Here is a 26,733-nt window from a genome sequence, read left to right as displayed (position 1 = left end):
ATTCAAATACAAATCCAATCAGAAATAAATATGGTATTGAACAAGTTCAAATTAAAAATTTGCCAGAATCGGTTACTGATTTTTTAAATTACTTAGAAACAATTAAGGGGAAATCTCCGAATACTATTAAAGGTTATGAATTAGATTTAACTTTATTCTTTAAATTTTTAAAAGTATACAAAGGACTTGTTACTGATGATTCTTTGGAGTTTTCTGAAATAGATATTAGAGATATTGATAATTCATTTGTTAGAAAAATTAAATTAACAGATCTTTATGCTTTCCTATCATTTGCAGAAAAACAAAGAGATAATGGAAATTATGCAAGAGCAAGAAAAGTTGCTTCACTTAAATCTTATTTTAAGTTTCTTAATGGAAAAGCAAAAATTATTGATGATAATCCTACTCTTGAATTAGAATCACCAAAGATAAATAAAAGGCATCCAGTTTATTTAACTTTAGATGAAAGTGTTAATTTATTAAGCTCTTTAGATAAAGATAATAAGAATTATTATAGGGATTATTGTATTTTAACTTTGTTTTTAAATTGTGGAATGCGTTTATCAGAACTTTGCAGTATTAAATTAGATAAAATTAAAGGTGATACTTTAACTATAATCGGTAAGGGAGATAAAGAAAGAACGGTTTATTTAAATGAAGCTTGCTTAAAAGCTATTGATAATTATCTATCTGTTAGAGATACTTCAAAATGCACACCTGAAGATAAAGAATATTTACTACTCTCCTCCCGTTTTAAACCTATTAATAAAAGAACGGTTGAATTGTTAGTAAAGAAGCATATATTTAATTCAGGATTAAGTAATGCAAAATATACGCCACATAAATTGAGGCATACTGCTGCTACTTTGATGTACAAGCATGGTAATGTTGATATAAGAAGTTTGCAAAGTATATTAGGTCATGAAAATATATCAACTACACAAATATACACTCACGTTGATGAAGAGATTTTAAGAGATGCTGTAAATTCAAATCCATTATCAAAATTGTAAAATGTTTAAAAAATAAAATGTATAAAAAATAAAATGTATAAATAAAAAAGGTTAAGAGAAAAAACATCTTAACCTTTTTTATTTAATTAGTACTTCCCTTTTAACTTTCTAACTCCAGGGAAGATTTCTTCTGTAGCTTCTTCTAGTGAATCATCACCTAATATATCTAAATCATCTATGTATTCAATATGATCAAAAGCATCAACATAATCACTTGATTCATTTTCTAAAGTATACTCTCCTACTTCATCAAATTCTTCAGTTGATAGCTTTTCTTCTTTTAAAGCTTCTAACATCTTTTTATATTCATTTTCTAAAAATTCATTTTCTTCAACTGTTTTAGCTATATCTTCAATTTTTATAGCTCTTACATCTATACCTTCTTCTTCTAAACAGTCGCCACAGTTATCACAAATCCTATTAGGATATATGTCACAATAATCGTCTTCTGTGAATTTCTTGAAATCCATAAATACACCACCTTTGTTTAAAGTTAAACTAAACTTAATTATACCAAATAAATATTAAATAATCAAATTATATAAAAAATAAATACTTTATGCTTTAATTTCTACTATTTATTTAATTGGAATAGATCAAATTATCCTACTAAATTTCATTAGTGATTTTATAAATTGCTATAAGAACATAAGTTTTAAGAACGTTCGTTTTGAGAACATAAGTTTGATATTATCATACTTTTATGCTATAATAATAGAAATAAAGAGAGGTGTTATAATGAACGAAGTAAAAGATAAACAATTAGAAATTTATGAGTTCTTAAAGATATATACAGAAAACAAAGGTTATCCGCCTTCAGTAAGAGAAATCTGTGATGCTGTTAATTTAAGATCTACATCGACTGTTCATGGTCATTTAAAAAGATTAGAGAAAAAAGGATTAATAAGAAGAGATCCAACTAAACCTAGAGCGTTAGAAATCATGGAAACATCAAATTCAAAGAAGGAAATGTTGAATATACCTTTAGTTGGAAGAGTTACAGCAGGAACACCTATTTTAGCAACGGAAAATATAGAAGACACATTCCCTATTCCTATGGATTACATAAAACATAATGAGGAATTATTTATGTTAAAAGTAACAGGTAATAGTATGATTAATGCAGGAATACATGATGGAGATTATGCCATTATAGAAAAAGCTCCAACAGCTAAAAATGGAGACATAGTTGTAGCACTAATTGAAAATGATGCCACTATAAAAAGATTTTTTAAAGAAAAAGATCATATAAGACTTCAACCAGAAAATGATGCACTATCTCCTATTATTGTTGAAGACTGCATTATTTTAGGTAAATTAGTTGGTTTGTTTAGAGCATATTAGAAAATAAGATTCATACAATATTGTATGAATCTTATTTTTTACTACAAATCAAGGAGGTGCAGACTTTGAAAATTTCTATTTTAAAAAGTGGTAATAATAAAAATAATGACTCCATAGATGAACATAATAAAGGTCATATTATAAAAAAGGACTTTTCTACCCTAATATTACTTATTAAAGTCATTGTAGCATCTGTTTATGCCTTTGGGCTTGGATATAGCTTATTTTTTAGTGGTGATGATTTTATTAAAGTTGGAATCAAATTTTTACTTATACTCATTGTTTTATATTTCTTAATGGAATTTCCTTATGCACTTATAAAGGCATCCTTATTACCCAATGCTTTTAAAAAAGATATAATCAATTTAAATTTAAATCCGTATAATATGAGTATATCAATATCTTCTAAGAAGGCTATATCTAAAGATAGAGTGTTGATAGCATCAATAGTTCCTTTTATAATATTAGCTTTAGCACCAACTATAATTAGTTATATATTAGAATTTAATATGTATTTGTATGCTATTGCTTCAGCTTCAGCAATAATTTCTATGCCAGACTTAGTATTTTTAATAGTTTTAATTAGAGATGAATCTGTTGGAGAAAGTTTAATAATTACTCCTTACGAATATATTAATTCAAATATAGGACCAAGCGAAACTTCAATTGATTTAGAGAAAGATGATGCTGTAGAATGCAAAGATGAATTTTGTTGTCAGTTATTAGAAAATATAGATAAAAACAAGATTGAAGATGAGTTGATTGAAAAAAATGAAAATCCTGATTATATTAAAGAAATGATTCTTAACGTTGATAATGCTGATGAATAACAAAAACACTAGCTAATTGCATAGCTAGTGTTTTTGTTAAATATAAAGCAATTTTAGATTATTCAATTATATTATTTAATGAAATTAATATACCTATCTTAGCATGATCAAAAGTAAGACCACCTTGTAAATAAGCTATGTAAGGCTCTCTAATTGGTGCATCAGCTGATAATTCAATTGAAGATCCTTGAATAAATGCTCCAGCAGCCATTATAACTTCATCATTATATCCAGGCATAGCCCAAGGTTCACATTCAACAAATGAGTCTATTGGAGAACCTTTTTGAATCCCCTTACAGAATTGTATAAGCTTTTCTTTATCACCAAACTTAATAGCTTGAATAATATCACTTCTTTTTTCATTATATTTAGGAAGAACATCAAAGCCTGCAAGTTCCATTATTCTTGAACAAAATACTGCACCCTTTACAGCTTCCATAGCTATATGTGGAGCTAAAAATAATCCTTGATATAATTGTCTCATAACGCCAAATGTTGAGCCACACTCTCCTCCGATTCCTGGAGTTGTTAATCTAAAGCTTGCTTGCTCTACACATTCCTTTTTACCAGCTATATATCCACCAGTTGGTGCAATCCCACCACCTATATTCTTTATAAGAGAACCTGCAATCAAATCAGCTCCAACGTCTGTAGGCTCTATAACATCAATAAATTCGCCATAGCAGTTATCAACAAAAACAACTACATCTTCTCTTATGCTTTTTACAAACTTTATTACTTCACCAAGCTCTTTAACTAAGAATGAATTTCTCCATCCGTAACCTGTACTTCTTTGAATATGTACAAGCTTTATAGTTTTATCTGATTCTAAAGTTTCTTTTATTTTATCTAAATCAAATTTACCATCTTTTAGGTCAACTTGCTTGTAATTAACTCCATATTCCCTTAGTGAACCTATATTTTCTTTTCCACTTATTCCTATTATGTTATGTAATGTATCATAAGGTGCTCCTGAAATACATACCATTGTATCTCCTGTTCTTAAATTACCCATTAAAGCACAACCTATTGCATGTGTACCATTAACAAAATGAGGTCTAACTAAAGCACTTTCAGTATTAAATATTCTAGCATAAACTTTATCTAATGAATCTCTACCTATATCATCATATCCATAACCAGATGAATTAGTAAAATGAGATTCACTTATCCTCTCATCTTGGAAAGCCTTTAATACTTTCAGTTGATTATATTCTCTTATTTCATCATAAGATTCAAAAACCTCTTCTACATCTTTTAAAGCTTTCTTATATAGCTCAAATGTTTGAGGCTTAAAATTGAAGTTTTTCATCATTAATTCTTCTGTTTCTCTTAGCATAACCTTATTATTACATATCATTTAATAATATGTAATTTCTCCCTTCTAAGTAATTAAATAAGCTATTATATAACATAAATAAAATATTATCATATTTTAGCATAATTTCATAGTATATATGTTGCAATAAAGACAAAGGTTTAAGATTAGCTAAAAGTAAATTATAAGGTTAAATATAAGTAAATAAAGTTTTCTTAATTCAAGATAAAAATAAAATACAATTTAAGTACAGTCATTATATAAATAAAAAGTAGGCTAATTAAGCCTACTCTTCATCATTATTAAATAAAATTGGTTTTGCTGGTGTTATAGTTGTTATTGCGTGTTTATAAACTAACATTTGCTTACCATCGCTATCAAGAACTACTGTAAAACTGTCAAATCCTTTTACATACCCTTTTAGTTGAAATCCATTAGTTAAGTATACAATAACGGAAATTTTATTTTTTCTTGCTCCATTTAAAAATATATCTTGTAAGTTGTTTGGTTGTTTATTCACCATATTCACCTCCGCATAATTCTTACAATTCTATTATACAATTTATGGTAGTAATTCACCAACTATTCTTTTAAATATCTCTTCTTCACTAAATAAATCTTTATCCAAAAAAATAGCTCTTGGGTCTCTTCTAAACCAAGTTAATTGTCTTTTAGCATAATTTCTTGAACCCTGTTTAATCATTTCTACAGCTTCATCTAGGGATATTTTACCTTCTAAATAATAAAAAATCTCTTTATATCCTATCCCCTGCATTGACTGTACAGATGAATTATACCCCATTTCTCTTAATTTTATACATTCATCAAGTAACCCTCTATCCATCATGATATCTACTCTTAAGTTTATCCTATCATATAGCTTTTCTCTATTCATGTTAAGTACATAGTAACTAACATCATATGGTCCATTATAAAACTCGTCTCCTGCATTAAATGAACTAAAAGGCTTTTTAGTTAACTTATACACTTCTAAAGCTCTAATTACTCTTTTTCTATTATTATAATGAATTTCCTTATAACTTATAGGATCAATTTCTTTAAGCATATTATGGATATATTCATTACCATGTTTTTCTGCAAGCTCTTCTAATTCATTTCTATAATCTAAATCATTTTCTGCTTCTGTAAAGTTCATATTGCAGGTTAATGCATTTATATATAAACCTGTACCACCAGTTAATATTGGAAGCTTCCCTCTAGATATAATATCTTCTATACATTTTTGTGCCATTTCCTTATAGTCAGCTACAGAAAATGGAATACTAGGATCTATTACATCTATCATATGATGTGTAACGCCACGCATTTCTTCTTTAGTAATTTTAGCAGATCCTATATCCATGTATTTGTATATTTGCATTGAATCTGTAGAAACTATTTCTCCATTTAATTCTTTTGCTAATTTTATAGATAAATCTGTTTTACCAACTGCTGTTGGACCTGCTATAACTAAAACTTTTTCTTTCATTATTTCTCCCTTTATACAATTCTCCTAAATTTTTTATCTAACTCATAGTTTGTAAATTTAATAATTACAGGTCTACCATGAGGACAATGGAATGGATCATCTATATATCTTAAATCATTTATTAGTTTTTCCATTTCCATTTGATTTAAATAATCATTAGCCTTAACAGCAGCTTTACATGCAAGTGTTGCAATTCTATTGTACTTTACTTCTGTTGTCTTTCCGCTACCTAATGATTTTATGTTATCTAATATATTAATAAATAAATTTCTTGGATCTAGCTTACCTAAGAAATAAGGTACTTCTTTTATTGCTATAGTATTTCCACCAAAATTTTCAATAGTGAATCCTGCAATAGTAAACACTTGTGAATTTTCTTCATAATAACAAAAATCATCTGTAGTTAAATCTATTAAAGTAGGTACTAGTAGTTGCTGTACTACTATATCCCCCTCTTCTATATTCTTTAAGTACTTTTCAAAAAGAATCTTTTCATGAGCCGCATGCTGATCTATCATATATAAGACTTCATCATACTCAGCTAGTATATAAGTCTTATTAAACTGTCCTATTATTCTTAAATTAGGAAACTTTGCACTTCTATTTTCTATATTATTTAAGTTTTCTTTGCTACTTATTACATCTCTATTATTTACTGTATCATAGTTAGTTGTTATATCCTTATTTATTGTATTGTTATAAGTTTCTTTCTTATCTTCACATGCTATAGCATTTGAATCATAATTTATAGGCGTATATTCAGAGACATTACTATAATCTGTACTGTCATTATTACGTGATTTAATATCTAATTTCCCAAGTTCTTTTAAGTTTTTAAGATTATTATAAAGTTCCTCTTCTCTTCTTAAATCTTCATAAGAAACTCCTGGCATATTATTTATTTCTTTTTCATTGTTTTTATTATTACTATCATCATATTGAGATAAAGGCAAGTTATTTGAATAAGTATCATTAACATTTATATTAAAAGATATTTCCTCAACTACTTCTGCTGGCACTTCATCTTTTTGTTCTTGTTCTTCTTCAGGAATATAGAAGTCATTAAAAACTTCATTTTTAAATGCCTTATGAACTGCATCAAATACCTTTTTAAATATCCCTCTATCTTCCTTAAACTTAATTTCAGCCTTTGTTGGATGTATATTAACATCTACAAACTCTGGATACACTTCAAGGAATAAAACAAAGAAAGGAAATTTATTTACTGTAGCAAAGGACTTAAAAGCATTTTCTATAGCTGCTACTATAGTTTTATTCTTTATATATCTACCATTAACAAAGATACTTTGATTATTTCTAGATCCTCTAGCTATTTCTTCTTTACCTATATATCCATATAAATGAATTGCATCTTCTGCACTTTCAAAGTATATTAAGTTTTCACTTATAGATTTTCCATATACAGTTCTAATAACATCTTTAAGGTTTCCAGTACCATAAGTATGTAATACCTTCTTACCGTTATTATAGAACTTTATAGATACATCTGGATTAGATAAGGCTATCCTTGAAACTATATCACTTATTAATGCACCTTCTCTTGAAGTAGATTTTAAAAACTTTCTTCTAGCAGGGACATTGTAAAATAAATCTCTAACTTCTATTATTGTTCCTTTATTAGTTCCTGTTTCAGATTTTGAAAGTATTTCTCCACCTTCTATTGAAATTTCAGAACCAAAGTCTTCTCCATCTATTTTACTTCTTAATAATACCTTTGCTATAGATGCTATAGATGCCAATGCTTCTCCTCTAAAGCCTAATGTCATAATAGAATATATATCCTCTACATTTTGGATCTTAGATGTTGCATGAGGCATAAAAGCCTTTTTAATATCATCTTTGTGTATTCCATTACCATCATCTATAATTCTTATTAAAGAAATACCACCTTCTTCTATTTCGATGGTGATATTTTTTGCTTCTGCATCTATTGAATTTTCTACTAATTCTTTCACAACTGAAGAAGGGCGTTCAACCACTTCTCCAGCTGCTATTTTATTAGAGGTATGTTCATCTAATAGATTTATTCTTTTCATATAATCACCTCAATTACGTACCCTATTAATTACCTTATCAAATTAATTACTTAACCCTCTTAGCTTCAAGTATTAACTTGTATAATGTATTCATTGCATCCATAGGAGTTAATGCCATAACATCTATATCAGCAAGTGAATTAATTAAATTTTCTTTTTCTATCATTGTAAAATCTATTTGATAATCGTTAATTTCATCTTTAGAATTCTTTTTCTTTTTAGAGTCTTTCTTTATATTAGTATCTTCTAATAATGTATTATTTATAGGTTCACTTTCTATTTCTATATAACTTTCATTAGATTCTTCTTTAGCACTATCTAATGAGTTATTGTCTAAATCTAAATCTGAATCTGTAACTGAAACTTCTACAACTTCTTTAATGTTAGTAGCTTTATTTACTTCATTTTTCTCAAACTTATCAGTTGCAACTTCTTTAATTGAAGTAACATCTAATGAATTACTTCCTGAAGCATTCTCTAATGAAGATAATATTTCCTTAGCTCTATCAATAACTTGAGTTGGTAATCCAGCAAGCTTTGCAACTTCTATACCATAAGATTGATCTGCTCCACCTTCTACTATCTTTCTTAAGAAGATTATATTATCATCTATTTCACTTACAGCAACAGAATAGTTCTTAACACCTTCTATTACACCTTCTAGTTTAGTTAATTCATGATAATGGGTAGCAAAAAGTGTTTTACACTTAAGGTTATTATTTTTTGATATATATTCTATTACAGACCAAGCTATACTAAGTCCATCATATGTTGATGTTCCTCTTCCAACTTCATCTAATAAAACTAAGCTTTTAGATGTAGCATTCTTTAAGATGTTAGATACTTCCCACATCTCAACCATAAAGGTAGATTTTCCCCCTGCTAAATCATCAGAAGCACCTATTCTTGTAAATATCTTATCACATATAGAAATATTAGCAGATTTAGCTGGAACAAAGGATCCTATTTGAGCCATAAGAGTTATAAGTGCCACTTGTCTCATATATGTAGATTTACCTGCCATATTAGGACCAGTGATAAGCAAAAGTCTATTATCATTTGAATTTAATGTAGTATCATTAGAAACAAATTCACCTTTCCCAATAACTTTTTCTACAACTGGATGTCTTCCTTCATTTATTTCTATGACTCCATCTTCATTTATGCTAGGTTTAACATAATCATTTTCTACAGCTATTAAAGATAATGTTGATAAAGCATCTAAGTTACCAATAATTCTAGCACTTTGTTTAAGTCTTGCAATTTCCTTTTCTATTGCTTCTCTTACTTCTATAAATAAGTCATATTCTAAAGCTACTAACTTTTCTTCTGCACCTAAGATTTTATCTTCCATTTCTTTTAATTCTTGAGTTATAAACCTTTCAGCATTTGCTAGTGTTTGCTTTCTTATATATCTACCTTCAGGAATTGAGCTATAATTAGCCTTTGATATTTCTATATAGTAGCCAAATACCTTGTTGTATCCAACCTTTAATGATCTAATTCCTGTAAAATCTCTTTCTCTATTTTCTAAAGCTGCAATCCATTCCTTACCATGAAGTTTAGCTGTTCTTAAACTATCTACCTCTTCATTGTAGCCGTCCTTAATTATGTTACCTTCCTTTAAAGCAATAGATGGATCATCTAAAATTGCATTAGATAAAAGTTCTTTAATATCAGTAAGTTCATCTAAGTCTTTATACCATTCTTTTAATAAGTTAGAAGTTGCTTCTGATAAATGACTCTTTATACCTGGTAGCTTTTCTAAGGAGCACTTAAGTGATATTAAATCCTTCGCATTAGCATTTTTATTAGAAATTTTACCTACAATTCTTTCTATATCATAAATTTCCTTAAGTAAACTTCTTAAATCTTCATTGAAGTAAGCATTATTATATAGTTCTTCTACACCTTCTAATCTTTTTTGAATTTCAGATTTTATTATAAGAGGCTCTTCAATCCACTTTCTAATTGCTCTTCCTCCCATAGAAGTAGCAGTCTTATCTAAAACCCAAATTAAGCTACCTTTTTTAGATTTTTCTTTTAGGTTTTCAGTAAGCTCTAAATTTCTTCTTGAGTTACCATCTATAGTCATATAATTAATTATGTCATAATACTCTAAAAGATTTATATTAGTTAAAGTCATCTTTTGAGTATCATATATATATTTTAGTAAGGCTTTAGATACAGTCTTAGATAAATCATTTAAGTTAGCTGTACACACTTCAGAAAATTGTTCTAGAAGCTCTTCTTCAGTGCAAATACTCTTACTTAAATCTCTCTTAGTAATTAATGCTGAAGAAATAGAAGTAATTTCTGATAATAATTCATCACTTATATTAATATCTACAATTATTTCTTTTGGAGATATCTTAGTTATCTCGTCTAATAAACTTGCCTTTATTGCTGTAAAACTAGTTACTTTAAATTCTCCAGTAGATATATCAGAAGAGGCTAACCCGTAATAGCCATTATCTTCAACTATACACATTAAATATGTATTTTTATATTCACTATCTTCAGTGTTTTCTATATATGTACCAGGAGTTATAACCTTAATAACATCTCTTTTAACAATACCTTTAGAAGCTGAAACATCTTCAACTTGTTCTCCAATTGCTACTTTATATCCTTTATTAACAAGTCTTGCTATGTAAGATGAAGCTGCATGAAATGGAATCCCACACATTGGAGCTCTTTCCTCAAGACCACAATCTCTTCCTGTTAAAACAAGTTCTAATTCTCTAGAAGCTATTTTAGCATCATCAAAGAACATTTCATAAAAGTCACCTAATCTAAAAAACAAAATACAATCTTTATAATTTTCTTTTATTTCAAAATACTGTCTCATCATTGGAGTTAGCATATTCTTATTACCTCACATCCCTAAATTTAAGTACAAACCTTGTAAACATAAGGTTTTATGACTATTATACTATAAAGTTGCTACAATAAAAAGTAATAACTTAAAAAGGAAAATTACCCTATCAAATTTTAAATTGATAAGGTAATTTTATATATAATGATCTAAAGAGCTTATTATAATTTAATTTCTAGTTTTCATCTTGTGTAGTTCCCTTAGTTTAATAGAATAACTAATAATTCTTCAATGCTAAATACATCATTAGTTTCAAATAATTCTTCTAAGGTTTCAATATTTTCTTCTAAGTGTTCTACATCTTTAGAATATGTATGAGCTATGTCTACCATATCTGCATTTGTAAATTCTTTATTTTCTAAATATCTAACTACACATAGTTCTTTTATCATTATATAGCTTATTAATGCTATTTTTACCTTAGCTAAAGCATCATAGTCAAAAACAGCCTTCATAAAGTATCTAAATACAAAGTAAACTAAAATTTGTTCAAATTCATAGTTTTTTTCTTTGTAGTATTCATTAAACTTTTCGTTGATATCTAGATAAATATCTTTATCTTCTTTACTTTGCCAAAAATATCTTAAAGCATCTTCTAAACCTAAAATATCATTAGGCTTAATATGTTTTAAATCTCTAAATACTTTTATAACTTCTTTTATATTAAGATATTTTTCAGTTGTTTTTCCCTTATATTCTTTAATATCATTAATAGTTGATTCAATAAAACTCTTATCTAAATACTTGTCTTTAACTGACTTAATTGATTGAATATCATTAGAATCTATTTTTTCTTGTACTTCATTAATAAAAATAAGAACTAAAGCACATCTTATTTTTAAATCTATTTCTCTATTTTGCATGATATCAAAAACTATTTTTCTACATTGCATAAGATTAATATATAGCATTGGATTAATATCATTGTAGCTAGTGATTTCTTCATCAATTTCACTTAATTCAAATTCTACCTTATTAGATTTTCTTAGTATTATTCTTGCAGCTTCAGGACATGATAAGGATATACCAATTTCACGAGTATTTCCAAACTCCTCTAAGTAACGAGGATATTGCTTACATGTATAACAAAGACTTTCTGCTCCTAAATTATTATATATATCACATAAATTATTTTCGTTTAAAAAAGAACATCTATCTCCATTTAAGACAAAAACATTTTCTTCATCTTCATTAATTATCTTGCTTCTTAATTCATCTCCAAATGTACCATCCACAGACAAATACTTTTTATGACTTTCTTCATCTATAACTATTCCCCATCCAGCACAACAAGTATCTTCACATTCAGAAGCTATACATTCAAATTCATCAAAGTAATCTGGCTTTCGTATTTTCATTTTTAACCTCACATCATATGTATTTATATTTCTATAACAAACTAATTTTAATACTCATTAATAATGACTTCAAGCTTTAATATTTTATGAATAGAATTTATCTTTAATAAGTTTGTAAATTCTTTAAGGATATATCAATGGATTTAAAATTATTTGTTAATATATATATATAAAGTCTTTAAATTACTTAAATAAGCAATTTAAAGACTTTTATCATTTTAATTAAAACTAGTTAATATAATCTTATTCCTTAATATGTTCTTGATTTAACTTTAAAGAATATATAGTTTGTTAATTATACTACAATCATGTGCGGAAAATACCATCAACTGTTATATTTTGTCCAGTTAAATAATTTGCTTTTTCTGATGCTAAAAATACAGCTGTTGCACCAATTTCTTCTGGCTTTCCAAGTCTTGCTGCATATACACTACCCTTTATCCAATTCTTTAATTCTTCTGGAAGAACTGATACCATATCTGTTTCTATAGCTCCAGGAGAAATAGCATTTACATTAATACCTATAGGAGCTAGATCTCTTGCAAGAGTCTTTGTTAATCCAAGAAGAGCTGATTTTGAAGAAGCATATGCTGAACTTCCCATTGCACCGATTGAAGCACTTGTAGAGGATATAAAAATAAGACTACCTGATTTTTCTTCTATCATATATGGAACTACTAATTTTGACATATAAAAAGGTCCATACGCATTAGTTTTCATAACTTGGTCAAATTTTTCTATTGAAGTATCCATAATTGAACCATTAAATTCAATTCCTGCATTGTTAACAAGCACATCAATAAATCCAAATTTACTTATTGACTCTTGAACCATTCTTTCACATTCATCATATTTAGATACATCTGCTTGACATATTAAAACTTCAGATCCCAATGCTATGCAAGCATCAGCAACCTCTTTAGCACGTTCTACATTGCTATTACAGTGAATAATAACATTATATCCTGCTGCTGCAAATTCCTTAGCACATGCTGCACCTATTCCCCTTGATGAGCCTGTTATAAGAGCAACTTTTTTCCCCATAAATTAATCATTCCTTTCATTTGATGATACTTTAATATTAAATACTTTTATAAATTTATTATTGTATTATTATTGGAATTTTGTATCAGTTTTACATAATATATCAAAATTATTTTACTTTGTGAATATTATGTATGATATAATATTTACGTTATTAAATCTTGATTATTCTTCTTTTAGGAGTGGTGTAAGTGTTTTCTAATAAAAGTAGTTTTTTGTCTTTAGATGATATTAAATATGTCTGTAAAAAAACTTTTGGAATGTTAAAAATACAAATATTCTTTTTTAATTCAAATGATGCAATTCTATTTAAATATTCTTATAAATATAGCACTAACCCTTTATATAACAATAATAAGCAATTCTTAAGTGATTTTTTAACTATTAACGATGAAAATACTCCTATAAACATTAAATCAACAATGTATTATGAAAATTATTTTATTATTAAAGTAAATACTAGTGATAATATTAGTGGAACTCTTTTAATGGGACCAACTATTCCTTCTGAAATTGATAAAAAATCCATTAATTCTATTATGAAAAAGTTTGATATCTTAATGAAATACAGAGAAAGCTTAATTAATTACTATAATAATATTGTTATAATGGATTTTAATAGCTTTATAGATGCAGGATTACTTCTTTATCATTCTATTTATCATGATAAATTAAATTTGACTAATGTAGTAAATGTAGATGAAATGCTTATTGATATTAGCTTAAAGGATAGCAAAGCTTTTTATATTTCTAGCTCAAAGAAAAGAAGAAATAGTAGATTGCACCATTCTAAAGAATTTGAAAAAGAATTATTAAAATATATAACTGAAGGAAATTTAGAAGAAGTAATAAAGTTTTTTAGAGACAATACATTTGACGGTGATATGGGAATAAACTCTAAAAACCCTTTAAGAAATCTAAAGAATATTTTTATTAGTTATACATCAATAGTATCTCGTGCAGCTATAGAAAGTGGACTTGTTTGGGAAGTATCATTAACCCTTGCTGATTTTTATTTTGAAGCTGTGGAAGATACTAATACTATAAAAGATATAAATGATTTATTTTTAAAAATGATTTTAGATTATACAGAGCATTTAAACAAAGTTAAAATGTATAACTACTCTTCTGCTATACTTAAATGTCAGAAGTATATTTTTGAACATTTATATGAGAAAATATCACTTACTCAATTAGCAGACTATACATCTATGAATCCATGTTATCTCTCACATTTATTTAAAAAAGAAGTTGGAGTATCTATTAGTGATTACATGCAAAAAGAAAGAATTGAAGAATCTAAAAAGTTAATTATATCTGGTAAAAAATCTCTCGTAGATATTTATTCACCTTTAGGCTTTATTGACCAAAGTCATTTTTCAAAGACATTTAAAAAATTTGTTGGAATAACACCTAAGGAATATAAAACGTTATATTATCATGAAAGATGACTATGTAATTTTCAATATATATAAATCACATTAACATTTCTTTCTTCAATAAAATTTATAACTTTATAATTTTATTGAAGAAAGAAATTAATTAGCTTATAATTAATTTAATAACTTTAGGAGGAATAACTATGAGAGCACAAAATAATTTATACAAATTTATACGTCATCATTGCTAGAGAGACTTGTTCTTATAAAAAGAGTGCAAGTCTATTTTAAGTGGGCTTGTGTCTCTAGGCTATGATATGTAAGTGCAATCATATTTTTAGTAAGCCATGTGGGATATTAGCCTACATGGCTTTTCAATTTAGAGGGAAATACAAATTTAAATTAATCATAGTATTACTACTATTTATTATTAGGATTAAATAGTAAATAATAAAACTAGTATACTAATATAAGGGAGAAATGAAAATGAGTAACTATAAAATTAAACCAAGTATCTTGCCAGGATTTATGGAGTTATTACCTATAGAACAAAGAAAATTTAATGATATAGTAGAAAAAATTACAAAAGTATATGAAGAAAACGGGTGTCTTCCTATAGATACTCCAATTATAGAAAAAGCTGAAGTTTTACTTGCTAAAAGTGCTGGAGAAACAGAAAAGCAAGTTTATGAATTTCAAAAAGGAACTAATAATTTGGCATTAAGATTTGATTTAACAGTTCCTTTTGCTAGATATACATCTCAATACTTCAATGATTTAACTTTTCCATTTAAAAGATATCAAATAGGTAAAGTTTATAGAGGTGAAAGAAATCAAAGAGGAAGATATAGAGAGTTTTATCAATGTGATGTTGATATTATAGGAAAAGAGAAACTAAGTGTTAAAAATGATGCTCTAGTTATAAGTTTAGCTTCAAAGGCTTTCAAATCAATAGGATTAAAAGACTATAAGTTCCAAATAAGCAATAGAAAAATACTATCTGCTTTATTAAATTCTCTAAATATAGAAAATTCTATTGATGTTATGATATTAATCGATAAATACGATAAAATTGGTGAAAAAATATTTAAAGAAGAACTAGATAAGATAGTTAATAAAGAAAGTGCAGAAATAATAAATAAAGTTATAAATATAAATGGATCTAAAGAGAATGTTTTAGAAGAATTAGAATCATTAAATATACAAGATGAAAAATTTGCTTTAGGATTAAGTGAACTCAAAGAAGTTTCTATTACACTAGAAATCCTTGGTGTTGATGATAGTGAATATATAATAAATTTAAGAATTATAAGAGGATTAGATTATTATACAGGAACAGTATTCGAGACTTTACTGATTGGTAACGAAGAATATGGTTCAATTTGCTCTGGTGGTAGATACGATAACTTAGCAGAAAACTACACTAGCAACATTTTACCTGGAGTTGGAATTTCAATTGGCTTAACTAGATTATTCTTCGTCTTAAAAGAAATAGGATTTGTTGAAACTTATCGACTTCCATCAAAAGTTGAGTATTTAATTATTCCAATTGGTGATACATTAAAATATTGCGGCGAAGTATATAAAAAATTAACTTTAGCTGGAAAAGCTGTAGAAATATATTTTGAAGATGATAAGTTAAAGAAAAAACTTAATTATGCTAATAAGCTAGAAATACCAAAAGTTATACTTTTAGGTGAGGAAGAAGAGACAAATAAGACTATAAATATTAAAAATATGATTACTGGGAATCAAGAAACTGTAAAATTTGAAGATATTGTTTAAAACAAATGGTCTATAGTAAAATAGAAAAGTAGAATATAAGTTTAAAATTAAAGGGCTGTCTTAGCAGCCCTATTTTTTAATCCTATTTAAATAATAAACCTTTAAATGAATATTTTAGAATAGTAATATTAAGTCTATAAGACTATTAGTATATTTAATTAATTCATCATAATTAAAATCATTAGTATTTTTTATAATTCCTTCTAGATTAATATTAAAATCCTTCAAATACTTTAGTAAATAATTTTTACTATTAGTATATCCTACAATAAATGAATCATTTTCTAGACTTTTTACTATATCATCTATTATTACTTTAGCCCTTGAAGCCTTAGTATTTATTTCACTTATAAACTCATCTGCAAAAGATAAGTTATTTTGAATATTTTGTCTCATAATACTTGTAATTTCTCTTAGCATATATATTTCATCATTTAAATCAACATAATTCTTCTTCCCGATTATCTTTTCTATTAACTTTCTATCCAAAATATCCTCCTCAAAATTATTAAAATTAACTTAATATAATTTTAATGTTATTGAGGATAATTTTCAATAGATTGCCCTTTATTAATATACTATATTTCTCTTAATAAATTTGCCATTTCAATAGCTGTTACTGCTGCATCGTAACCTTTGTTTCCTGCTTTAGTTCCTGCTCTTTCAATAGCTTGTTCAATTGAGTCTGTAGTTAAAATTCCAAAAATAACTGGCATTTCACTATCTAAAGAAACTGATGCAATTCCTTTTGAAGCTTCAGCACATACATAGTCAAAATGAGGTGTTGATCCTTTTATAACTGCTCCTAAACATATAATAGCATCATATTTTTTGCTTTTTGCCATTTTTTTTGCTATCAATGGTATTTCAAATGCACCTGGTACTAAAGATAATTCTATATCTTCTTCATTAACTCCATGTCTTTTTAATCCATCTAATGCTCCATCAACTAACTTAGAAACAATAAAATCATTAAATCTTCCTGCTACTATTCCAACTTTTAAATCTTTTCCTACTAAATTTCCTTCAAATACTTTCATTTTTATACCTCCAAAATTTATTAATATAAAATGTGATTCATTTTTTCCTTTTTAGTTTTTAAATAAAAATCATTCACATTATTAGCTTTAATTATGACTGGAACTCTTTCTGAAACACTTATTCCATAACCTTCTAATCCTTTGACTTTTTCAGGATTATTAGTCATAAGTTTCACATTAGAAACTTTTAAAGATTTTAATATAGAAGCTGCTATATCATAATTTCTTAAATCAGGTTGAAAACCAAGTTTTAAATTAGCTTCTACAGTATCATATCCTTCTTCTTGAAGTTTATAGGCTTTAAGTTTATTTATTAACCCAATGCCTCTTCCTTCTTGTCTCATATATAATAAAATTCCAGTACCTTCTTCTCTTATAGCTTTTAGTGCAAAATCTAATTGTTCACCACAATCGCATCTTTTTGATCCAAATATATCACCTGTTAAACATTCTGAATGTACTCTAACTAATACTGAATCAGCATTTTCAATATCTCCAAGGACTAAAGCAACATGTTCTTTGCCAGACACTTTTTCAGTAAATCCATACATTTTAAAATTTCCATATTTAGTTGGCATTTCAATTTCTGCTTCTGTTTGAATTAACAATTCCTCTTTTTGCCTATAGCTAACTAAATCATCTATAGTTATAATCTTTAAATTATGTTTCTTAGCAAATTTAAATAAATCATTTGTCCTTGCCATGCTTCCATCTTCTTTAATGATTTCACAAATCACTCCTGCTTCTTTCAAACCTGCTAATTTTGCTAAATCAACAGCTGCTTCAGTATGTCCTCTTCTTTCTAAGACACCATTTTCTTTAGCTATTAACGGAAACATATGACCTGGTCTTCTAAAATCAATAGGTGTACTATTTTCATCTAATAGCTTTTTAATTGTTAAAGATCTTTCATAGGCAGAAATACCAGTTGTAGTGTCTATATGATCTACAGATACTGTGAAGGCTGTTTCATGATTATCTGTATTTACACTTACCATGCTTCCTATATTTAACTTATCTGCTGTTTCTTTCTTTATTGGCATACATATTAAGCCTTTTCCATAGGTAGCCATAAAGTTTATAGCTTCACCTGTAACCTTTTCTGCTGCCATTAATAGGTCGCCCTCATTTTCTCTTCCTTCATCATCAATTACAATAATCATTTTACCTTCTTTGATTTCATTAATTGCTTCTTCTATTGAATTAAATTTATACATTGAAATTCCCTCCTACATAAAGCCATTTTCCTTTAAGAAACTTTCATTTATTTTATATTCTTTTTTAATCACTTTCTCATTAACTTTTTCATTAAACTTCATAAAGCTTTCGATATATTTACCTACTATGTCGCATTCAATATTTACAAAGTCTCCAACTTTTTTATAAGCTAAAGTAGTTTCGCTACTTGTATGAGGTATTATAGAAAGTAAAAACTTTTCATCATCTACATATGCTACCGTTAAGCTTATTCCATCGATGGCAATTGAGCCTTTTTCAACTATATATTTAATAACAGACGATGAGGGCTTAATTGTTATGAGTATAGCCATTTCATCTTTAGCTATAGATGTTATTTGACCTATACAATCTATATGTCCACTTACAATATGTCCTCCAAATCTACTATTTGCACTTAATGCTCTTTCTAAATTAATTTTTGATCCTATTTTAAGACTTCCTAAATTACTTCTTTTTAATGATTCTAAGACAATATCAGCTGTAAACTCAGTAGTAGTCATACTAATTACCGTTAAACAAACACCATTTACAGAAATACTATCTCCTATATTTGTATTTTCCAATACCTTCTTAGCTTGTACCTTTATCTTGCAATACTTAAGTCCTTTTTTAATTTCCTTTATAATTCCAACTTCCTCAACTATACCTGTAAACAAATTATCACCTCTTTATATATCCAGTTAATAATATATCTTCACCTAAATTTTCAGTTTTTAAATTATAGATTTTATAAGATTCACTCAATAAGTTTATTCCTTCCCCCTCAATAGAGGTTTTAGAATTTCTACCACCTATTATTTTAGGAGCAATAAATATCATTACTTTATCTACTATTTCAGCTTTTAAAGCAGAAAAATTTAATTCCCCGCCACCTTCTAAAAGAATGCCATCTATTTTTAGTTCACCTAGTTTTATCATTAAATCATTTAAATCAACCTTATTATTTAATGATTTTATAATTAAAACTTCTGCACCAAGTTCTTCTATTAATTTTTTCTTTTTTAAATCTGCATCTTTAGTAGTTGCTATTATTGTTTTATAATTATGTGAGTTTTTTAATATTTTTGAATCTAATGGAATTCTAAGATTACTATCAACTATAATTCTTATAGGATTTCTTCCATTATTAATGTTACAAGTTAAACTTGGATCATCTTGAAGCACTGTATTTATTCCTATCATAATTGCACTTAACTCATTTCTTAATTCATGTACTTTTAATCTTGAAATTTCTCCAGTAATCCACTTAGATTCACCAGTTTTAGTTGCTATTTTGCCGTCTAAAGAAATAGCAGATTTTAAAACAACATAAGGCTTTTTAGTTTTTATATACTTCATAAAAACTTCATTCAATCTAAAACATTCTTCTTCTAATACTCCAACATTAACTTCAATTCCAACTTGTTTTAGTTTATCAATGCTCTTTCCAGAAACTAATGGATTTGGATCTAAGCTACCTATTACAACTCTAGAAATTTTAGAAGAAATTAATTTATCTACACAAGGTGGAGTTTTACCATAATGATAGCAAGGCTCTAATGTTACATATATAGTTGCACCTTCAACACTTTCAGTCGAATTGTTAATTGCTTCTATTTCAGCATGATTTCCGCCATACTTTTTATGATATCCTTGTCCAATTACTTTTCTATTCTTTACAATAACTGCTCCTACTAATGGATTAGGATTGACTTTACCTTTTCCATTCTTAGCTAAGTCAATAGCTAATTGCATATATTTTTTATCCATCTTTTAACCCCCATTTTTATTTATAAAACAAAAATGCTCCGAGTAACTTAGAATTCAGAGCATTAAAATACAATAATAAAAATAATTATATAAATAAAAACTTGTTATTTTTATATCAAAGATAGTATTAAAAAAGCTCTGAAATATAAAGATATTTCAGAGCTAAATTAACAATATAACAAATAAAAGTAATTATAAATAAAAATCACTTAAATGTATTATCTTCTTCCATCCAGACTGTACTGTCGGCTTCGGAGTTTCACCGAATCATGCTAAAATAGCTCGCGGGCTTTACCGCCGGTAGGGAATTTCACCCTGCCCTGAAGATTTATTAAATTTTATATTGTTATTTTATTATCAATTCTATTATTTGTCAAGGGTAAATTTTCTAAAAATTTCAATTTCAATTTGAAATTATACCCCATTACCTTATATAATGTTGCTATTAAATTAGCTTTAAAAGTACTTAGCTTCGATATTTTACTAGTCATCACTACAAACACAAAACTTATTTTGTAAATTTATGTACTCTTCATCACTTAAACTATTTAAATACCTTATAAAATGATCTTCACTACAAAAAATTCCTATTTTATTTTCAAATGAGCTTTCAATTAATTTCTTTTTACAATACTTACATTCTTTCATTTTTATCACCTTACCAATAAATCTTACATTATTTATTTTATTTTCAAATAATATTAAACTGATATTACCTTATTATATTACTATAATTATATAATTTTATAACAATAGACCGTGATTTGTATATTTAAATTATTCTATAGCCAAACTAACGATGAAAGGTGGTTATTATGATGAAAAAATTTCTATGTACTCTTTTAATATTTTTATGCTTAAACTTTAACATTGTTAAAGCTGAGCCTCAAATACAAACTAATATTTTTAATCAAGGTGTTTATAAAGTGGAGAACATTATTAAAGTCTTAGGTGGAGATTTATCATCTATACAAAACATCTCTAGTGATAAAAGTATTTATTTTCTATTAGTGGATGAAAATCAATCAGTAATACAAGCACTAAAAATAGAACCTAATTCTGCTAAATATGAATTACATAAGCTTAAGCCTAATTATAAGATAATATTAATTGGTGAAGGATCAGCATTTTTATCTTAAAAATTTTAACTTTAAATAATGTAAAATTACCTGAAAGGCGGTTTAATTTATGAAAAAATTTATTTTTATGATATTAATTAGTTTATCATTATCTTTTAATACTGTTTATGCTGTATATCAAGCACCTTCTAAGACACTTACCGAAGGTGTTTATAATGCAAATGACCTTGGGATCCCATTAAATGAGATAAATTATGCTCAAAATGTATCAGAGAAAGGTATTACTTATATCATTATTTATGATGAAGATGATACTATAGTTCAATCAATAAAACTAATTCCTAGTTCACCTAAGGTTAAATTATATCCTCAGCTAGATCCTAGCTATAAAATAATTGTAGTTGGTGACGGTTCTATAGCTTTATCTTAAATTCAATTTAGGTATATAGGGCTAAAATGATTTTTAATAAAACGTTTAATTCTCAATATCAAATTGCAATTTCACAACCTAATTCTCCACCATCTAATAAAATCTAATAAAACCACAATAAATATGCACATTTCAAGTGATTTTATTTTAATTTTAAGCATAGAATGTATTGTTAAATGCAATCATCTTTATAAAGCAAGTGATAATTTTGCAATATCACTAATTTATATTAATCAAATGCTTATAACTACATAAAATTATAAAAGGGGGAAAAGTAATGTTCTGTAAGAATTGTGGAAAGGAAATAGATGATAATGCAGCAGTATGTATACATTGTGGTGTGGCAACAAATCCTACACCTACTGTTGTAGATAATGGTGGATTTGGATGGGGATTATTAGGATGCTGTATTCCAATTGTAGGTTTAATTTTATTTTTAGTTTGGAAAGATACTAAACCTAAAACATCTAAAGCTGCTGGTATAGGTGCTTTAGTTTCAGTTGGTATTTATATATTATTATACTTATTAATTTTTATTATAGGTGCTGCTTCAGCTCCATATGGTTACTAATAATTTTCATGGTTATTAATAAATGATTAAAAAATTTTTCTCTAAATGGTTACCAATTATATTTGGATGTCATTGTAGAGATGATAGATCTTTTTATTTTAAGAAAAAAAAATTTCCTATATGTGCTAGATGTACTGGCGAGCTAATTGGCATGATTTGTTCGCCAGTTCTATTTTCTTTTTATCATCCAAATATACTTTTAAATCTAATATTAATGATTCCAATGCTTTTAGATGGCTTTATACAATTGTTGACTCATTACGAAAGTAACAATTTAAAAAGAGTTTTAACAGGATTACTTTTTGGCTATGCTTTAAGTAATATATTTATAATATCAATAATTTTCACATGGAAATGTGGTTATAATTTTGGAAGAAACATTTAGAAAATAATATAAGATTACCTATTCTTTTATATTTTAAATTATTTAAAATACATAAGATTCATAAGTATTATTAAAAGATTAAATGATTAATGATAAAATAAAAGTTGCATAAGATTAAATGTTAATACTTAATCTTATACAACTTTTTTAATTACTTATCATTGAGTTTAATAATAGTTAGTTTTAATTATTATTTTACTTGGATTCCTCTATATATGCCTTATCAAAGTACACATGTCCAAGCATTGAAACTCTAACTCCCTTAACTTCAGGCTTAGCCCCAGTTGTTTTATTATAGAAGTAAAGTGGAATTATTGGCATATCCTCCATTAAAATATCTTCTGCTTGTTTCATCATATCCCATCTTTTATCTGCATCAGCTTCAACCTTAGCAGCATTAACTAATTCATCATACTTAGGATTTGAATAACCAGCATCGTTGTTTCCTCCACCTGTTACCCATAAATCTAAGAATGTCATAGGATCAACATAGTCTCCAAGCCAACCGTGTCTAGCAATTTGATATCCACCTTGTTGTCTAGTATTTAAGAATACTTTCCATTCTTGGTTTGCTAACTCTACATTTACTCCAATTTTAGCCCAATCTTGTTGAATTACTTGTGCTACTAAATTATGAGATCCTTCTGTGTTATACATAAATTCTAAAGTTGGCATTCCTTCTCCATTTGGATATCCAGCTTCAGCTAGTAATTTTTTAGCTTCTTCTATATTAGGCTTTGTTGCATCATAGTATTTTCTATCAGCGAAATCTTCGCCTTTAGCATTTAAGATTCCTTCTGGAACAAAAGCATATGCTGTAGTTTGTTTTGCCTTTGTAACTTCATTAACTATACCTTCTCTATCAATTGCAATAGATAAAGCTTTTCTTACTTTTGCATTACTTAAAACCTTCTTAACATCTTCAGTTAAAGTTGATTGTTTACCAACATTAAATACCAACATGTAATTTCCTAGGTTTGGATGGATTGTAACTAATCCTTCTGCTTTGCCACTTTCAATTTCTGATGGTGGTACTGTATCAACCATATCAAATTCTCCAGATTTTAATGAAGCGTAAGCAGTATTTTGATCAGTAACTAATTTATAAACTACTCCTGGAAGCTTTATTGAATTTTTGTTCCAGTAGTTTTCATTCTTTTCAAATATTAATTGATCTTTCATATCCCATTGAGTTAATTTGAAAGGTCCATTTGAAACATAAGTTTCTGGATCTAGTGCCCAACTTTCTGGATCACTAGTAACTATATCTTCTCTTAATGGCATATAAGTTGTAAATGAAGTAAGTTCTAAGAAGTAAGCTGTTGGTGCTTCTAAAGTCACTTTTAAAGTATGCTCGTCTACAACTTCAATTCCAACATCTTCTCTAGTTGCTGTACCTTCATTAAATTTTTGTGCATTCTTTATATAAAATAATTGATAATTATATTCTGCTGCTGTTTCTTTGGATATAGCTCTAATCCAAGAATATTCAAAATCCTTTGCTGTTACTGGCTCCCCATCTGACCATTTAGCATCCTTTCTTAATTTAAAAGTATAAACTAAATTGTCGTCTGAAACTTCATAGCTTTCAGCAACTCCAGGAACTGCTTTTTCATTTTCATCAAGTCTCATTAAACCTTCAAAAGCATTATCAATTACAGAACCTGATCCTGATGAAGTGTTTAATGTAGGATCTAGTGTTTCTGGATCCTCTCCTAAATTATAAATTAATTTTCTTGATTCCTCTTGTTTGCTTTGACAGCCTGCAAATACAGACATTCCAAGAGCAAATGTTAGTGCTACTGCACAAATTCTCCTTAATTTTTTTGCCTTCATAAAATTGATTCCCCCTTAATATTTATTTTCTTAATTTAATAATAAATTAAACCCCAATGATTTCTTTTCTAAAAATAAAAGAATTTAAATACAATTTAATGTTTATTTATTCTTCTTATTTATACAAATAATACTCTTTAATACATAAAATGTCAATATGTATTTTCCAAAAAAAATAATAATTTATATAAAATTTTTAAATTGTAAGTAGTTTTTATAATTAATTTATTAATAAAAAGCTTATTTCAGTATACAAATTATCAATTATGCTTAATTTCAATTTTTTTCTGTATTTCATTATATTTTTTTATAATTATAAGCTAAAATTAATCACCTTTTTAAATTTAAAACATATTAAAAATACCCCATGAACACAATTTCATAATTCTTAATCCAATATTCTTTAGAAATTTACATATAAAAAGAAAACCATGATATTGTAGTTTATTTAATTACAATATCATGATTTGCCTTAATCTAAATTAAGAATATAGCTACCAAAGTAGTAACAACCAGTCCAATTATAACAGGTTTGAAATTTTTTTTAGTAAGTTCAAAAGGATCTACTCCACATATTGCAGCTACTGGTATTACTGCCCAAGGAACTAAAGTTCCTCCACCAACCCATATTCCTGTTAATTGTCCTAAAGCTGTAAGGGTTGCTATTCCTCCACCTAGTGCAGTTGAGAATATTTGTGAAACTGACCCAACTAAAGATATCCCTGAAAAACCAGAACCATCTAACCCTGTTATTGCACCTACGATTGAAAGTGTACTTGCTGAAACAACAGAATTTATAGGTACTATATTAGCAAGGGCAAGGCCTAAATCATTTACTATTCCATGTGATGCTTCAGGAAGTATCTTACCAAAAATTTCATTAAAGGCTGAATCGCCTAAATAGAAAAATGCAGCAACAGGTATTACAACACCAAATATTTTAAAACCAAATTGCAAACCCTTTACCAAATCATTTGTTACTTTTTCAAGTGAATGTTTTCTATATGATATTACAGAAATTAAGCATAATATAAATACTGCAGTACCACCAATAAGAGCTGTTGCATCATTTCCTTGAAGGTTTGCCTTAAGCATTATAACTATATCTAAAGCAAATAACACTACAATTAACAAAGCTAAAGCTCTTCTTAATTTCTTAGATGATATCAGCTTTGTACTTTCCTTATTGCTCTCTTTATTTCCTTCTTTATTGCTTACTTCATCCTCAACCTTATATTCTAGTGTTGTTGCTCCAGATTTAATATCTTTTCTAAGAAAATAGAATCCAGCAACAGTTGTTACAACACCCATTGTTATTGTAAGAGGAACGCTAGCTGACATAACACTTGATATAGGGATACCAGCTGCATCTGCAGTAAGCTTTGGTGCTGCTTGAATAATATAATCACTTGATAAAGCAATACCATGTCCAAATAAATTCATAGCCATTGCTACTCCTATAGCTGGAAGTCCTGCTTTCTTAGCAAGTGGTAAAAATAAAGCACCTACAAGTGCCACTGCTGGTGATGGCCAAAAGAACCAAGATAAAATCATCATGACTATACCAATGACCCAATAAGCAATCCAGTAATTTTTAATTACTCCTTTAAATGGGGAAACCATTTCATCATTTATACCAGAATCAATTAAAATACTACTCATAGCCGTTATAACAGAAATGATAAATATCGTCGGCATTAGCTCTTTTGTAGCATAAACAAAACTATTAAATATACCCATAGCTGCTTTATAAAGTGAATCTGTCCCCATAAGCCCTAAAATGAATATACCTAATATACAAATTAGGGATATATCTTTCTTTTTTACCATAGCAACTATAATAACTACTATAAAAAGAAGATAAATGTAGTGTAGTGGTGTTAGAGTTACGTTTATCATGTATTTCTCC

Annotated in this window: 25 protein-coding genes and 1 riboswitch; of the genes, 9 read left to right on the top strand and 16 right to left on the bottom strand. The window is 27.3% G+C overall.

Annotated features, from left to right (window positions below):
* The first annotated feature begins 17 nt into the window (after positions 1-17).
* Positions 18-1,013 carry a tyrosine recombinase XerC gene (locus NSA50_RS03135; RefSeq protein WP_195428330.1) on the top strand — a complete coding sequence of 332 codons (996 nt, stop codon included), beginning with the start codon at positions 18-20 and terminating at the stop codon, positions 1,011-1,013.
* Positions 1,014-1,099: 86 nt separating this feature from the next.
* Here NSA50_RS03135 and NSA50_RS03130 read toward each other — a convergent pair whose 3' ends face one another.
* Entirely contained in the window at positions 1,100-1,483 is a 384-nt protein-coding gene (locus NSA50_RS03130; protein ID WP_195263134.1) for a hypothetical protein, read from the bottom strand.
* Between the two features lie 268 nt (positions 1,484-1,751).
* Between NSA50_RS03130 and lexA the strand changes: the two genes are divergently transcribed.
* Together lexA and NSA50_RS03120 are read left to right on the top strand one after the other, a co-directional pair.
* Positions 1,752-2,357 (top strand): transcriptional repressor LexA, encoded by a 606-nt coding sequence (lexA, locus tag NSA50_RS03125; RefSeq protein WP_195263135.1) that lies wholly within the window; start codon positions 1,752-1,754, stop codon positions 2,355-2,357.
* A 65-nt stretch (positions 2,358-2,422) separates the two neighbouring features.
* Positions 2,423-3,187, top strand: coding sequence for a metalloprotease family protein (locus NSA50_RS03120; RefSeq protein WP_257442881.1), 765 nt, complete (start codon positions 2,423-2,425; stop codon positions 3,185-3,187).
* Between the two features lie 58 nt (positions 3,188-3,245).
* Here the strand turns inward: NSA50_RS03120 and NSA50_RS03115 are convergent, their stop codons facing one another.
* The 7 genes from NSA50_RS03115 to NSA50_RS03085 all read right to left on the bottom strand — a co-directional run bounded on the left by NSA50_RS03115 (position 3,246) and on the right by NSA50_RS03085 (position 13,331).
* Entirely contained in the window at positions 3,246-4,526 is a 1,281-nt protein-coding gene (locus NSA50_RS03115; protein ID WP_195263201.1) for a methionine gamma-lyase family protein, read from the bottom strand.
* A gap of 265 nt (positions 4,527-4,791) precedes the next feature.
* Positions 4,792-5,028, bottom strand: a complete 237-nt coding sequence (gene hfq, locus NSA50_RS03110) for an RNA chaperone Hfq (protein WP_257442880.1) — start codon at positions 5,026-5,028, stop codon at positions 4,792-4,794.
* Positions 5,029-5,067: 39 nt separating this feature from the next.
* Positions 5,068-5,994, bottom strand: coding sequence for a tRNA (adenosine(37)-N6)-dimethylallyltransferase MiaA (gene miaA, locus NSA50_RS03105; protein ID WP_195263138.1), 927 nt, complete (start codon positions 5,992-5,994; stop codon positions 5,068-5,070).
* An 11-nt stretch (positions 5,995-6,005) separates the two neighbouring features.
* The gene (gene mutL, locus NSA50_RS03100) at positions 6,006-8,051 is read right to left on the bottom strand and encodes a DNA mismatch repair endonuclease MutL (RefSeq protein ID WP_257442879.1); all 2,046 of its coding nucleotides are present in this window, start codon (positions 8,049-8,051) and stop codon (positions 6,006-6,008) included.
* Positions 8,052-8,097: 46 nt separating this feature from the next.
* Positions 8,098-10,917 carry a DNA mismatch repair protein MutS gene (gene mutS, locus NSA50_RS03095; protein WP_257442878.1) on the bottom strand — a complete coding sequence of 940 codons (2,820 nt, stop codon included), beginning with the start codon at positions 10,915-10,917 and terminating at the stop codon, positions 8,098-8,100.
* A gap of 212 nt (positions 10,918-11,129) precedes the next feature.
* On the bottom strand, positions 11,130-12,287 hold the full coding sequence (fliB, locus tag NSA50_RS03090; RefSeq protein WP_257442877.1) for a flagellin lysine-N-methylase: 1,158 nt from the start codon (positions 12,285-12,287) through the stop codon (positions 11,130-11,132).
* A 306-nt stretch (positions 12,288-12,593) separates the two neighbouring features.
* The gene (locus NSA50_RS03085; RefSeq protein ID WP_195263143.1) at positions 12,594-13,331 is read right to left on the bottom strand and encodes an SDR family NAD(P)-dependent oxidoreductase; all 738 of its coding nucleotides are present in this window, start codon (positions 13,329-13,331) and stop codon (positions 12,594-12,596) included.
* A gap of 191 nt (positions 13,332-13,522) precedes the next feature.
* Between NSA50_RS03085 and NSA50_RS03080 the strand changes: the two genes are divergently transcribed.
* Positions 13,523-14,782: a helix-turn-helix domain-containing protein gene (locus NSA50_RS03080; RefSeq protein WP_257442876.1), complete on the top strand. Its 1,260-nt coding sequence runs from the start codon at positions 13,523-13,525 to the stop codon at positions 14,780-14,782.
* 414 nt (positions 14,783-15,196) lie between these two features.
* Positions 15,197-16,495 (top strand): histidine--tRNA ligase, encoded by a 1,299-nt coding sequence (hisS, locus tag NSA50_RS03075; protein WP_257442874.1) that lies wholly within the window; start codon positions 15,197-15,199, stop codon positions 16,493-16,495.
* 114 nt (positions 16,496-16,609) lie between these two features.
* On the opposite strand, the gene NSA50_RS03070 is transcribed toward hisS, so the two are convergent.
* From NSA50_RS03070 to NSA50_RS03045, 6 genes are all read right to left on the bottom strand, one after another.
* A complete protein-coding gene (locus tag NSA50_RS03070; protein ID WP_257442872.1) occupies positions 16,610-16,984 on the bottom strand; it encodes a hypothetical protein in 375 nt (124 codons plus the stop codon).
* A gap of 89 nt (positions 16,985-17,073) precedes the next feature.
* The gene (gene ribH, locus NSA50_RS03065) at positions 17,074-17,535 is read right to left on the bottom strand and encodes a 6,7-dimethyl-8-ribityllumazine synthase (protein ID WP_195263163.1); all 462 of its coding nucleotides are present in this window, start codon (positions 17,533-17,535) and stop codon (positions 17,074-17,076) included.
* Between the two features lie 20 nt (positions 17,536-17,555).
* Positions 17,556-18,752 (bottom strand): bifunctional 3,4-dihydroxy-2-butanone-4-phosphate synthase/GTP cyclohydrolase II, encoded by a 1,197-nt coding sequence (locus NSA50_RS03060; protein ID WP_257442870.1) that lies wholly within the window; start codon positions 18,750-18,752, stop codon positions 17,556-17,558.
* A gap of 12 nt (positions 18,753-18,764) precedes the next feature.
* Entirely contained in the window at positions 18,765-19,430 is a 666-nt protein-coding gene (locus NSA50_RS03055; RefSeq protein WP_195263165.1) for a riboflavin synthase, read from the bottom strand.
* A 4-nt stretch (positions 19,431-19,434) separates the two neighbouring features.
* Positions 19,435-20,523, bottom strand: coding sequence for a bifunctional diaminohydroxyphosphoribosylaminopyrimidine deaminase/5-amino-6-(5-phosphoribosylamino)uracil reductase RibD (gene ribD, locus NSA50_RS03050; protein WP_257442866.1), 1,089 nt, complete (start codon positions 20,521-20,523; stop codon positions 19,435-19,437).
* Between the two features lie 216 nt (positions 20,524-20,739).
* A riboswitch (FMN riboswitch) is annotated at positions 20,740-20,855 on the bottom strand.
* A gap of 151 nt (positions 20,856-21,006) precedes the next feature.
* Positions 21,007-21,171 carry a hypothetical protein gene (locus tag NSA50_RS03045; protein ID WP_257442864.1) on the bottom strand — a complete coding sequence of 55 codons (165 nt, stop codon included), beginning with the start codon at positions 21,169-21,171 and terminating at the stop codon, positions 21,007-21,009.
* 167 nt (positions 21,172-21,338) lie between these two features.
* Here NSA50_RS03045 and NSA50_RS03040 point away from each other — a divergent pair, with 167 nt between their 5' ends.
* The 4 genes from NSA50_RS03040 (at position 21,339) to NSA50_RS03025 (ending at position 22,988) form a co-directional block, all read left to right on the top strand.
* The gene (locus tag NSA50_RS03040) at positions 21,339-21,662 is read left to right on the top strand and encodes a hypothetical protein (RefSeq protein ID WP_257442862.1); all 324 of its coding nucleotides are present in this window, start codon (positions 21,339-21,341) and stop codon (positions 21,660-21,662) included.
* Between the two features lie 49 nt (positions 21,663-21,711).
* Positions 21,712-22,032 carry a hypothetical protein gene (locus tag NSA50_RS03035; protein ID WP_257442860.1) on the top strand — a complete coding sequence of 107 codons (321 nt, stop codon included), beginning with the start codon at positions 21,712-21,714 and terminating at the stop codon, positions 22,030-22,032.
* A 277-nt stretch (positions 22,033-22,309) separates the two neighbouring features.
* Complete coding sequence (locus NSA50_RS03030) at positions 22,310-22,603, top strand: zinc ribbon domain-containing protein (RefSeq protein ID WP_257442858.1); 294 nt, start codon at positions 22,310-22,312, stop codon at positions 22,601-22,603.
* Between the two features lie 22 nt (positions 22,604-22,625).
* Positions 22,626-22,988 (top strand): DUF2085 domain-containing protein, encoded by a 363-nt coding sequence (locus tag NSA50_RS03025; protein ID WP_257442856.1) that lies wholly within the window; start codon positions 22,626-22,628, stop codon positions 22,986-22,988.
* 195 nt (positions 22,989-23,183) lie between these two features.
* Here the strand turns inward: NSA50_RS03025 and NSA50_RS03020 are convergent, their stop codons facing one another.
* Complete coding sequence (locus NSA50_RS03020) at positions 23,184-24,824, bottom strand: peptide ABC transporter substrate-binding protein (protein WP_257442854.1); 1,641 nt, start codon at positions 24,822-24,824, stop codon at positions 23,184-23,186.
* 477 nt (positions 24,825-25,301) lie between these two features.
* Positions 25,302-26,723, bottom strand: coding sequence for a hypothetical protein (locus NSA50_RS03015; protein ID WP_257442853.1), 1,422 nt, complete (start codon positions 26,721-26,723; stop codon positions 25,302-25,304).
* Between the last annotated feature and the right edge of the window lie 10 nt (positions 26,724-26,733).

The organism is Clostridium mucosae, assembly GCF_024622765.1.
Taxonomy (GTDB): domain Bacteria; phylum Bacillota; class Clostridia; order Clostridiales; family Clostridiaceae; genus Clostridium.
The sequence above is the reverse complement of the archived record's forward strand: the minus strand, read 5'-3'. Positions and strand labels throughout refer to the sequence as shown.

What these genes read in the sequence shown, in the direction of transcription:
- hisS (WP_257442874.1), top strand. Translation starts at nt 15,197, where the DNA reads ATGAGTAACTATAAAATTAAACCAAGTATCTTGCCAGGATTTATGGAG.
- ribD (WP_257442866.1), bottom strand. Translation starts at nt 20,523, where the DNA reads ATGGATAAAAAATATATGCAATTAGCTATTGACTTAGCTAAGAATGGA.
- fliB (WP_257442877.1), bottom strand. Translation starts at nt 12,287, where the DNA reads ATGAAAATACGAAAGCCAGATTACTTTGATGAATTTGAATGTATAGCT.
- ribH (WP_195263163.1), bottom strand. Translation starts at nt 17,535, where the DNA reads ATGAAAGTATTTGAAGGAAATTTAGTAGGAAAAGATTTAAAAGTTGGA.
- NSA50_RS03130 (WP_195263134.1), bottom strand. Translation starts at nt 1,483, where the DNA reads ATGGATTTCAAGAAATTCACAGAAGACGATTATTGTGACATATATCCT.
- NSA50_RS03015 (WP_257442853.1), bottom strand. Translation starts at nt 26,723, where the DNA reads ATGATAAACGTAACTCTAACACCACTACACTACATTTATCTTCTTTTT.
- NSA50_RS03035 (WP_257442860.1), top strand. Translation starts at nt 21,712, where the DNA reads ATGAAAAAATTTATTTTTATGATATTAATTAGTTTATCATTATCTTTT.
- NSA50_RS03115 (WP_195263201.1), bottom strand. Translation starts at nt 4,526, where the DNA reads ATGCTAAGAGAAACAGAAGAATTAATGATGAAAAACTTCAATTTTAAG.
- NSA50_RS03025 (WP_257442856.1), top strand. Translation starts at nt 22,626, where the DNA reads ATGATTAAAAAATTTTTCTCTAAATGGTTACCAATTATATTTGGATGT.
- NSA50_RS03020 (WP_257442854.1), bottom strand. Translation starts at nt 24,824, where the DNA reads ATGAAGGCAAAAAAATTAAGGAGAATTTGTGCAGTAGCACTAACATTT.
- hfq (WP_257442880.1), bottom strand. Translation starts at nt 5,028, where the DNA reads ATGGTGAATAAACAACCAAACAACTTACAAGATATATTTTTAAATGGA.
- NSA50_RS03045 (WP_257442864.1), bottom strand. Translation starts at nt 21,171, where the DNA reads ATGAAAGAATGTAAGTATTGTAAAAAGAAATTAATTGAAAGCTCATTT.
- NSA50_RS03085 (WP_195263143.1), bottom strand. Translation starts at nt 13,331, where the DNA reads ATGGGGAAAAAAGTTGCTCTTATAACAGGCTCATCAAGGGGAATAGGT.
- lexA (WP_195263135.1), top strand. Translation starts at nt 1,752, where the DNA reads ATGAACGAAGTAAAAGATAAACAATTAGAAATTTATGAGTTCTTAAAG.
- mutL (WP_257442879.1), bottom strand. Translation starts at nt 8,051, where the DNA reads ATGAAAAGAATAAATCTATTAGATGAACATACCTCTAATAAAATAGCA.
- NSA50_RS03040 (WP_257442862.1), top strand. Translation starts at nt 21,339, where the DNA reads ATGATGAAAAAATTTCTATGTACTCTTTTAATATTTTTATGCTTAAAC.
- mutS (WP_257442878.1), bottom strand. Translation starts at nt 10,917, where the DNA reads ATGCTAACTCCAATGATGAGACAGTATTTTGAAATAAAAGAAAATTAT.
- NSA50_RS03060 (WP_257442870.1), bottom strand. Translation starts at nt 18,752, where the DNA reads ATGTATAAATTTAATTCAATAGAAGAAGCAATTAATGAAATCAAAGAA.
- miaA (WP_195263138.1), bottom strand. Translation starts at nt 5,994, where the DNA reads ATGAAAGAAAAAGTTTTAGTTATAGCAGGTCCAACAGCAGTTGGTAAA.
- NSA50_RS03030 (WP_257442858.1), top strand. Translation starts at nt 22,310, where the DNA reads ATGTTCTGTAAGAATTGTGGAAAGGAAATAGATGATAATGCAGCAGTA.